The organism is Streptomyces sp. NPDC058683 (assembly GCF_042716195.1).
Lineage (GTDB): Bacteria > Actinomycetota > Actinomycetes > Streptomycetales > Streptomycetaceae > Streptomyces.
In genome coordinates, this window is the sequence record NZ_JBHXSK010000017.1 from 193,546 (window position 1) to 202,977 (window position 9,432).

The 9,432-nt window shown below is 70.2% G+C and carries 3 protein-coding genes and 1 pseudogene; 3 read left to right on the forward strand and 1 reads right to left on the reverse strand.

Going from position 1 to position 9,432, the window contains the following annotated elements:
• The 3 genes and pseudogenes from ACFWXC_RS20760 to fxsT form a co-directional block, all read left to right on the forward strand.
• A pseudogene (locus tag ACFWXC_RS20760) lies at nt 1-1,128 on the forward strand (FxsB family cyclophane-forming radical SAM/SPASM peptide maturase); the annotation flags it as partial.
• Between the two features lie 93 nt (nt 1,129-1,221).
• Nucleotides 1,222-2,688 (forward strand): aKG-HExxH-type peptide beta-hydroxylase, encoded by a 1,467-nt coding sequence (locus ACFWXC_RS20765; RefSeq protein ID WP_384480670.1) that lies wholly within the window; start codon nt 1,222-1,224, stop codon nt 2,686-2,688.
• A 108-nt stretch (nt 2,689-2,796) separates the two neighbouring features.
• On the forward strand, nt 2,797-5,832 hold the full coding sequence (gene fxsT / locus ACFWXC_RS20770) for an FxSxx-COOH system tetratricopeptide repeat protein (RefSeq protein WP_384480657.1): 3,036 nt from the start codon (nt 2,797-2,799) through the stop codon (nt 5,830-5,832).
• Nucleotides 5,833-5,934: 102 nt separating this feature from the next.
• Here fxsT and ACFWXC_RS20775 read toward each other — a convergent pair whose 3' ends face one another.
• Entirely contained in the window at nt 5,935-9,381 is a 3,447-nt protein-coding gene (locus ACFWXC_RS20775) for a multifunctional oxoglutarate decarboxylase/oxoglutarate dehydrogenase thiamine pyrophosphate-binding subunit/dihydrolipoyllysine-residue succinyltransferase subunit (RefSeq protein WP_384480672.1), read from the reverse strand.
• Between the last annotated feature and the right edge of the window lie 51 nt (nt 9,382-9,432).

Consider the following 9,432-nt stretch of genomic DNA (forward strand, 5'->3'; position numbering starts at 1 on the left):
GTGTCTGAAGAGGCTGCGGCCGGTTCCGGTGCCGCGACCGGACGGGGCGGCGCCGGGCCCACTCCCTTCCGGCAGTTCATCGTCAAAGTGCACGGCCGCTGCAATCTGGCCTGCCGTTACTGTTACCTGTACGAGGGCCCCGACCACACCTGGCGCGGCCGCCCCGCGGCGGCATCGGCCGCGGTTCTCGACCGCACGGCGGACCGGATCGCGGAGCACGCGCGCAGCCACGCGCTGACGGCGGTCTCGCTCGTCCTGCACGGTGGTGAACCCCTGCTGGCGGGTGTCGACACACTGGTCCGTTTCACCGGTCTCGTACGCGACCGCGTTCCTGCCGGATGCACGGTCCACGCCACCGTCCAGACCAACGCCACCCTCCTCACCGAGGAACGGATGACGGCCCTGGCCCGGCACGGCATCCGGGTCGGCATCAGCCTGGACGGGGGGCTTGCCGCACACAACGTCCGCCGCGTCGACCACGCGGGACGCCCTTCCTGGCCGGCCGCCTCGCGCGGGGCGCGGCTGGTCGCCGACCGCTTCCCGGACGCGTACGCAGGTGTCCTCACGGTCGTCGACCCCGCCCTCGACCCGGTGGAGACGTACGAGTCCCTGCTCGCCCTGCGCCCGCCGGCCCTCGACCTGCTGTTGCCGCACGGCAACTGGTCCGCGCCGCCGCCGCATCTGGAGGCCACGCGCTACGGTGACTGGCTCTGCTCGGTCTTCGACCGCTGGTGGCGGTCCGGCCGCCGGGAAGTACGGGTACGGCTGTTCGAGGAGTGCATCGCGCTGCTGCTGGGCCTGCCGGCCGCCACCGAGTCGCTGGGGCTCGCTCCGTTCGACGCGGTCGTCGTGGAGACCGACGGATCCATCGAGCAGGTCGACTCGCTGAAGTCCGCCTACGAGGGCGCCGCCGCCACCGGCCTGGACGTGTTCGGGCACGGTTTCGACGACGCGTTGCGCCATCCCGGGGTGGCGGCCCGGCAGGCCGGCGCGGCGGCGCTCTCGGCGCAGTGCCGGGCCTGTCCACTGCTCGACGTCTGCGGCGGCGGCCACTACGCCCACCGCTACCGGGCCGGGCACGGCTTCGCGAACCCCTCCGTGTACTGCGCCGACCTGCAGCGCTTCATCCGGCATGTGCACGATCGGCTCACCGGGGCCAAGGCGACGGCCCCCGTACCCGTCCAGGTGGCGTCCACGACCGAAAGGAGGGCCCTGCCCGTGCTGTTTCCTGAGCTTCCGGACCGGTCCCTGGCCGCACTGGGCCGTACCGAAGGCGATCCGGAGACCCTGGCACTCCTGGTACGCGACCAGGACACCCGGCGCCTGCTCATGCTGCGCGTCCTGCTCGACGCGGTCGAAGGCGCGGACGCGGCGGCGCTCCCGGCCGGCGCTCGTGACCGGCTGCGGGAGGACTGGCACCTGCTGGAGGAAGCCGACCGGGTGATCCCCGCTGCGGACCGGGGGAATCCCTCGCCGCCCTACGCGACGACCCCCGCGCGTGCCCGCCTCCTCCACCCCCTGGTCGGCCCCTGGGCCCGCCAGTGCCTGCGTGGTCTGGAACCGGAAACAGGGCCGCCGACCGAGCGGCGCGTCCGCGAACTCGGACGCGATCTCGCCCACCTCAGCGCCCTCGCCGCCGCGGCCGCCGCCCGCGCCGGGATCCCCTTCGCCGTACGGCTGACCGCCCGGGACGGTGTGCTCGTGCTGCCGTCGCTCGGGGCGCTGCACACGGCCGAGCCGGGAGAGGTCCCGGTCGACGTCGTCTGCGCGGACGGACGGCTGACGCTGCGTCAAAGGGGCGCGACGGATGTCGCCGTCCAGGTGGAGGACGGTATCGGCGCCTGGTCCGTGGCGCCTGGATGGACCCCCGCATACGCCTTGCCCGGCCTGCTCCCCGAGGGCCCGCCCATGCCACTGGACGATCTGGATCCGTACCGCACCGCGCACGGCGGCCCTCGGCACCACGAACTGAGCGGCCCGACGGCGCTCGACGAGGCGGGCCGGAAACGCTGGCTGCAGGCCTGGTCGGGGACGGCCGACATGCTACGACTGGGTGGCGAGCACCGCGTGGCCGAAGCCGTTGCTCTGCTGCGCTGCCTGGTACCACTCGCCGAACCGCCACGGCCCGGCCCGGACGCCCGGGGAACCGGCAGTTGCAGCGGGACGCGGCGCGAGGCCTTCGGAGCGCTGCTCAGCAGCACGCCACCCACTCCGGCCACGTTCGCCGCGACCCTCGTGCACGAACTCCAGCACACGAAACTCTCCGTGCTCAGCGACATGCTGGTGTTGCACCACGCCGGGCCGCGGGAACGCCACTTCGCGCCCTGGCGCCCGGATCCACGACCGTACGACGGCCTGTTGCAGGGCGTGTACTCGCATCTGGCACTGGCCGACTTCTTCCAGCGCTGTGCGCTCCGGGCCGAGCGCCCGGGGCACCGTGAGACGGCCTGGTCGCAGCACGCGCGCTACCGCGCCCAGGTGGCGGCCGCGTTGCCCGCGCTGGTCGGATCCTCCGATCTCACCGAGCGGGGGCGCCGGTTCGTGGACCAACTTGTCGCCACCCACGAGCGCATGGCCGAGTTCCCCGCGCCCCGGGGACACACGGCGAGGGCAGAGGCGCATGTGAAGGAGGCGCGAGACCTGTGGACGCGGCGGCACGGCCCCGTGGTCCGGCACCCGGAAGACTGACGAAGCGCCGCCCGCCGGTCGTCACTGTGTCGATGACCTACCGGAGAACTGCGCGGAGGCCCTACGATTTCTGGCGATCAGGGGGAGGCCACTGCATGTCCGAAGCCCATGGCTACGCGTGGCGGCCGTGACAGGCCTGGAATTCGTACGCCGGTCAGGCCGACCGAAAGGGGGGTCGTGAGGCAGACGATCACGATCAGCTTCGCTTCGTTCAACCGGGCCTGGGCGGCGTGGATCGGGGACAGGCTGGAGCGGCGGGGCGTGCGGGTCGTCTACGTGCGCTGGGACTCGCCGGTGGAGGAGACTCTGGTCGACCTTCTGCGCGGTCTCGCGCTCGCGGAGGGCCGCATTCTCATCCTGGTCAGTGAGTGGTACTTCCAACTCGGTCCCCGGACCTTCGAGGAGTGGAACGCGGCGCTGCGCGAGGTCGTCGCGCCGGCCCCCGCCAAGTTCGCGGCCGTCTCCATCACCCATGCCCCCCTCCCCTCCGCCATCGCCGTACTGGCACCGGTCGACCTGACCAACATGGGCCCCGACGAGGCGGAACGGCGGCTGCTGGACCGGCTGGAGCTGCTGACCGACGGCCGCCCGCCGGTCGACGGTCTGCGCGGCCCCCGGGGCCCCCGCTTCCCAGCCGAGATTCCCGAGGTGTGGGGCGGTGTACCGCGCCGCAACACCCGCTTCACGGGCCGCGAGCTGCTGCTGAACGACGCGTACCACCTGCTTCAGGGAAGCGAGGCGGGTGCCGGCGTACTGACGTTGCACGGTATGTCGGGGGTGGGGAAGACCCAGCTGGCGGCCGAGTACGTGTACCGGTTCGGGTCCGAGTACGACGTGGTGTGGTGGGTCAACGCGGGGAGCAGGGTCACCTACCGCCGCGTACTGGCCGAACTCTCTTCCAGACTCGGCTTGTCCACGGGTGACGAGTACGGAGAGCGGCTGCGGGCGGTCCGCGACTCACTGCGCCGGGGCGATCCGTTCTCCCGCTGGCTGCTGATCCTGGACGGCGCGGACGAGCCCGACCAGATCTGGGACCTGGTCCCGACCGGCCCCGGGCATGTGATCATCACGTCCCGCAACCCGGAGTGGGGCGAGCACAACAGCAAGCTGCTGGAGGTGAATGTCTACGACCGTGACGAGTCGGTGGCCTTCATCAGGCGCCGCGCACCCCGGCTGACCGAGCCGGAAGCCGACCAGCTCGCCGAGGCGCTGGAGGACCTGCCGCTGCTGCTGGACCAGACCGCGGGCTGGCTCAACGACTCCGACCTCTCCGTCGACGACTACATCGCCCTGCTGGAGGACGGCGTCGACCCCGACGTCGTCAAGGTGTCGGCGGACTTCCCGCTGGCCTTCCAGACCGCGTGGGCGATACTGCTGAACAAGCTGCGCGAGACCGTTCCCGAGTCGGTCGACCTGCTCCGCCTGTGCACGTTCTTCGCGCCGGGCTTCATCCCCGTACGCCTGCTGCGCGAGATGTCCCACGACGACCTGCCGGAACAGCTGACCGGGCTGCTGGACGATCCGCTCCTGTGGAACAGGGCGATCAACCAGCTGCGCCAGTACTCCGTGGTCCGTCTGGAGTCCCACGAGAGCGGTGCGGGCTGGGCATCGTCGCCTGGTGAGTCGGTGTACCTGCACCGGATGGTCCACCAGATCGTCGGCAAGGACATGCCGGAGGAGGACCGGCGGGAGTTCATCGAAGTGGTGCGGCGAGCGCTGGCCGAGGCCGACCCCGGCCTTCCGACCGACACCCGTAACTGGGAGGCGTACGCGGAGCTCGTGCCGCACCTGAAGTACGCCGACGTCCTCAACAGCACGGACCGCAAAGTACAGAACCTGGTCCTCAACTGTCTGCGGTACATGTGGTGGGCGGGGGAGTACACCTCGGGCTGGAAACTCGGCAGGCGGACCGTCAACGCCTGGCGTGAGCTGCTGGGCGAGTCGGATCCGCGGGTGTGGGAGGCCACGCACCACTACGCCAACCTGCTGCGGTCGGAGGGCCGGTTCGAGGACACCGAAGCGATCGACCGGGAAGCCATGGAGCACCTGCGTCAGGGCGGGGAGCGGTCCCTGGAGTACCTCCGGGCGGCCAACGGGCTGGGGGCCGACCTTCGTGAACTGGCCCGCTACCACGAGGCCCTCGAACTGGACGACTGGCTGTACCCGGCCTACCGGGACCTCCTGGGCGACCATGACACCCGGACCCTGAACGCCCTGAACAACAAGGGATACACGCTGCGGCTCATGGGCCGGTACGAGGAGGCCATGCATGCCGACCGGCAGACCTTGGAGACACGCCGCCTCGTGCTGACGGGCCGCCACCTCATGACTCTCTTCTCCGAGGTGTCCTACTCCATCGACCTCAGGCTGCTGGGCCGCTATGCGGAGGCCGAGTCCATCCATCTGCGGAACGTGCGCGACTACCAGATCGTCGGCGGCAAGGGCAATCCGGACGTCCTGCGCGCCGAGTACAACCTGGCGCTCTGCCAGTTGCGGAGCGGGGACCGTGCCGCGGCGGGAGAGCTGCTCAGCCAGGTGCTGGAGGGGTACGAGCGGAGACTCGGCGAGGAGAACCTCCGTACGTTGTCCGCCGCTGTCAGCCACAGCTGCTTCCACCGTGAGCACGGTGACATCGACCTGGCCCGCGAGACCAGTGAGTCCGTCCTGGCCCGGTACGAGCAACTGCTCCCGGAAGGGCACCCGTTCATCATCGGCGCGCGTGCCAACCAGGCCTTGGTCCTGCGCAACGTCGGCGAGCGCGACCACGCCCACGTCCTGATCGAGCAGGCGCTCGCCGACATGGCCGCGGCCGTGGGCGAGAACCACCCCTATACGCTCGGCTGCGCCGTCAACGCCTCGGCGATGCGCTCCCTTGTCGGCGACATGGAGTCCGCGGCCGAACTGAGCAGGATCACCGTCGCCCTGGCCGCCGAGACCCTCGGCCGTACCCACCCGCTCACCCTGTCCGCCCGGGTCGCCCACGCGGCCGACCTGCGCGGGCTGCGCGCGCGTCAGCAGGCCGAGAAGGTGGAGCAGGAAGCCCTGGCCGACCTGGCGGCGGCGCTGGGCGTGCAGCACGTCCACACCATCTCGGCCCGCGCCCGCAACCGCCCGTACTGGGACTTCGAACCCCAGGCGAGCTGAGGCGGGAACGAACGCCGAGGGGTCGGGCGGCCTTCGTATCGACGCCGAAGGGCCCGGTCCCCGATACGGGGGCCGGGCCCTTCGGCGTACTGATCCCGAGGCTTACGCCTCGAACACCTCACGCACCAGCTGCTCCTGCTCCGCCTGGTGCCGCTTCGCGGAACCGACGGCCGGGGAGGAGCTGTGCGGGCGCGAGATGCGGCGCAGGCGTTCGCCGGCCGGGATGTCCGCGCCGACCGCCAGGTCCAGGTGGTCGATCAGGTTGAGGGCGATGAACGGCCAGGCGCCCTGGTTCGCCGGCTCCTCCTGGGCCCACAGGTACTTCTCGGCGTTCGGGTACTTGTTGACCTCCGCCTGGAGCTCCGCACCCGGCAGCGGGTACAGGCGCTCGACACGGATGATCGCCGTGTCCGTGACACCGCGCTTCTGCCGCTCGGCCTCCAGGTCGTAGTAGACCTTGCCGGTGCAGAAGACGACCTTGCGGACCGCGTTGGCCTCGACCGACGCGTCGCCGATGACCGGGCGGAACTGCCCGCTCGTGAACTCCTCCGCCTTCGAGGCCGCCGCCTTGAGGCGCAGCATCGACTTCGGGGTGAAGACGACCAGCGGCTTGTGGTGCGGGTTGTGCACCTGCCACCGCAGGAGGTGGAAGTAGTTCGACGGGAGGGTCGGCATCGCGACCGTCATGTTGTTCTGCGCGCACAGCTGGAGGTAGCGCTCGATCCGGGCCGAGGAGTGGTCCGGGCCCTGGCCCTCGTAGCCGTGCGGGAGCAGCAGCGTGACGCCGGAGGTCTGGCCCCACTTCTGCTCGGCCGCCGAGATGTACTCGTCGATGACCGACTGGGCGCCGTTGGCGAAGTCGCCGAACTGGGCCTCCCACATCACCAGCGCGTCCGGACGGGTGAGCGAGTAGCCGTACTCGAAGCCCATCACCGCGTACTCGGAGAGCAGCGAGTTGTAGACGTTGTAGCGGGCCTGGTCCTCGGACAGGTACAGCAGCGGGGTGTAGTCGGCACCCGTCTCGCGGTCGATCAGGACCGCGTGGCGCTGGCCGAAGGTACCGCGCTGGGAGTCCTGGCCGGAGAGCCGGACCGGGGTGCCCTCCATCAGCAGCGAGCCGATGGCGAGCGTCTCGCCCATGCCCCAGTCGATCGTGCCGTCCTCGATCATCGCCGCCCGGCGCTGCAGCTGCGGCAGCAGACGCGGGTGGACGGTGAAGTAGTCCGGGATGTTGACCTGGGACTCGGCGATGCGCTTGACGACCTCCGCGGAGACCGCCGTCGGCACGGCGACAGGGAAGCCGTCCAGCGGCTCCTGGACGTCCACCGCGACGGGCTGCGAGGTGGCCTCGCGGACCTCCGTGAAGACCTTCTCCAGCTGGCCCTGGTAGTCCTGAAGGGCCTGCTCGGCCTCTTCCAGGGTGATGTCGCCGCGACCGATCAGGGACTCGGTGTAGAGCTTGCGCACCGAGCGCTTCTTGTCGATCAGGTCGTACATCAGCGGCTGGGTGAAGGCCGGGTTGTCCGACTCGTTGTGACCGCGGCGGCGGTAGCAGATGAGGTCGATCACCACGTCCTTGTTGAACGCCTGACGGAACTCGAAGGCCAGGCGGGCCACGCGGACCACGGCCTCCGGGTCGTCGCCGTTCACGTGGAAGATCGGGGCCTCGATCATCCGGGCCACGTCCGTCGCGTACATGGAGGAGCGCGAGGACTCGGGGGCCGCGGTGAAGCCGACCTGGTTGTTGATGACGACGTGGACCGTGCCGCCGGTGCGGTAGCCCCGCAGCTGCGACATGTTCAGGGTCTCGGCCACCACGCCCTGGCCCGCGAAGGCCGCGTCGCCGTGGATCGCCACCGGCAGCACCGTGAAGTCCGTGCCGCCCTTGTTGATGACGTCCTGCTTGGCGCGGGCGATGCCCTCGATGACCGGGTCGACCGTCTCCAGGTGGGACGGGTTGGCGGCCAGCGAGACCTTGATCTGCTCGCCGTCCAGGCCCGTGAAGGTGCCGTTGGCGCCCAGGTGGTACTTCACGTCGCCGGAGCCGTGCATCGACTTCGGGTCGAGGTTGCCCTCGAACTCGCGGAAGATCTGGGCGTACGACTTGCCGACGATGTTCGCGAGGATGTTCAGGCGGCCGCGGTGGGCCATGCCGATGATGACCTCGTCCAGGCGGGACTCGGCGGCCGAGTCGATCACCGCGTCGAGCAGCGGGATGACGGACTCGCCGCCCTCCAGGGAGAAGCGCTTCTGGCCGACGTACTTCGTCTGCAGGAAGGTCTCGAAGGCCTCCGCCGCGTTCAGGCGGCGCAGGATCCGCAGCTGCTCCTCGCGCTCCATCTTGGAGTGCGGGCGCTCCACGCGGTCCTGGATCCACTTGCGCTGCTTCGGGTCCTGGATGTGCATGAACTCGATGCCGGTGGTGCGGCAGTACGAGTCGCGCAGCACGCCGAGGATGTCGCGCAGCTTCATCAACGACTTGCCGGCGAAGCCGCCGACGGCGAAGTCGCGCTCCAGGTCCCACAGGGTGAGGCCGTGCTCGATGATGTCCAGGTCGGGGTGCTTGCGCTGCTTGTACTCCAGCGGGTCGGTGTCGGCCATGACATGGCCGCGGACCCGGTAGGAGTGGATCAGCTCGAAGACGCGGGCGGCCTTGGTGACGTCGTCGTCGTGCGAGGCGTCGATGTCCTTGAGCCAGCGGACCGGCTCGTAGGGGATGCGCAGCGCCTCGAAGATGTCGTCGTAGAAGCCGTTCTCGCCGAGGAGGTAGTTGGCGACGACGCGCAGGAACTCGCCGGAGGCGGCGCCCTGGATGACCCGGTGGTCGTAGGTCGACGTGAGCGTCATGACCTTCGAGATGCCGAGCTTGTTCAGGGTGTCCTGGGAGGTGCCCTGGAACTCCGCCGGGTAGTCCATGGAGCCGACGCCCATGATGACCGACTGGCCGGGCATCAGACGCGGCACCGAGTGGACCGTGCCGAGGCCGCCGGGGTTGGTCAGGGAGACCGTGACACCGGAGAAGTCGTCCATCGTCAGCTTGCCGTCGCGGGCGCGGCGGACGATGTCCTCGTAGGCCTGCCAGAACTCGAAGAAGTTCAGCGTCTCGGCCTTCTTGATGCCGGCCACGACGAGCTGGCGGTCGCCGTTGGGCTTCACCAGGTCGATGGCCAGGCCGAAGTTGATGTGCGCGGGCTTGACGAGGGTGGGCTTCCCGTCCTTCTCCGCGTAGTGCCAGTTCATCGACGGCATGGCCTTGATGGCCTGCACCATCGCGAAGCCGATCAGGTGCGTGAAGGAGATCTTCCCGCCCCGGGCGCGCTTCAGGTGGTTGTTGATGACGATGCGGTTGTCGAACAGCAGCTTCACCGGGACCGCGCGGACCGAGGTGGCCGTCGGCAGTTCCAGCGAGGCGTTCATGTTCTTCGCGACGGCCGCGGCCGGGCCACGCAGGGTGACCAGCTCGGGACCCTCGGGCGCCGCGGCGGCGGGCGCGGCCTTCCCGGCAGCGGCGGCCGGCTTGGCGGCGGCCGGGGCCGGAGCGGCGGCCAGCAGACCGGCGACCGTCGCACCGGCGGCGACCAGAATTCCTGCACGTTTCGT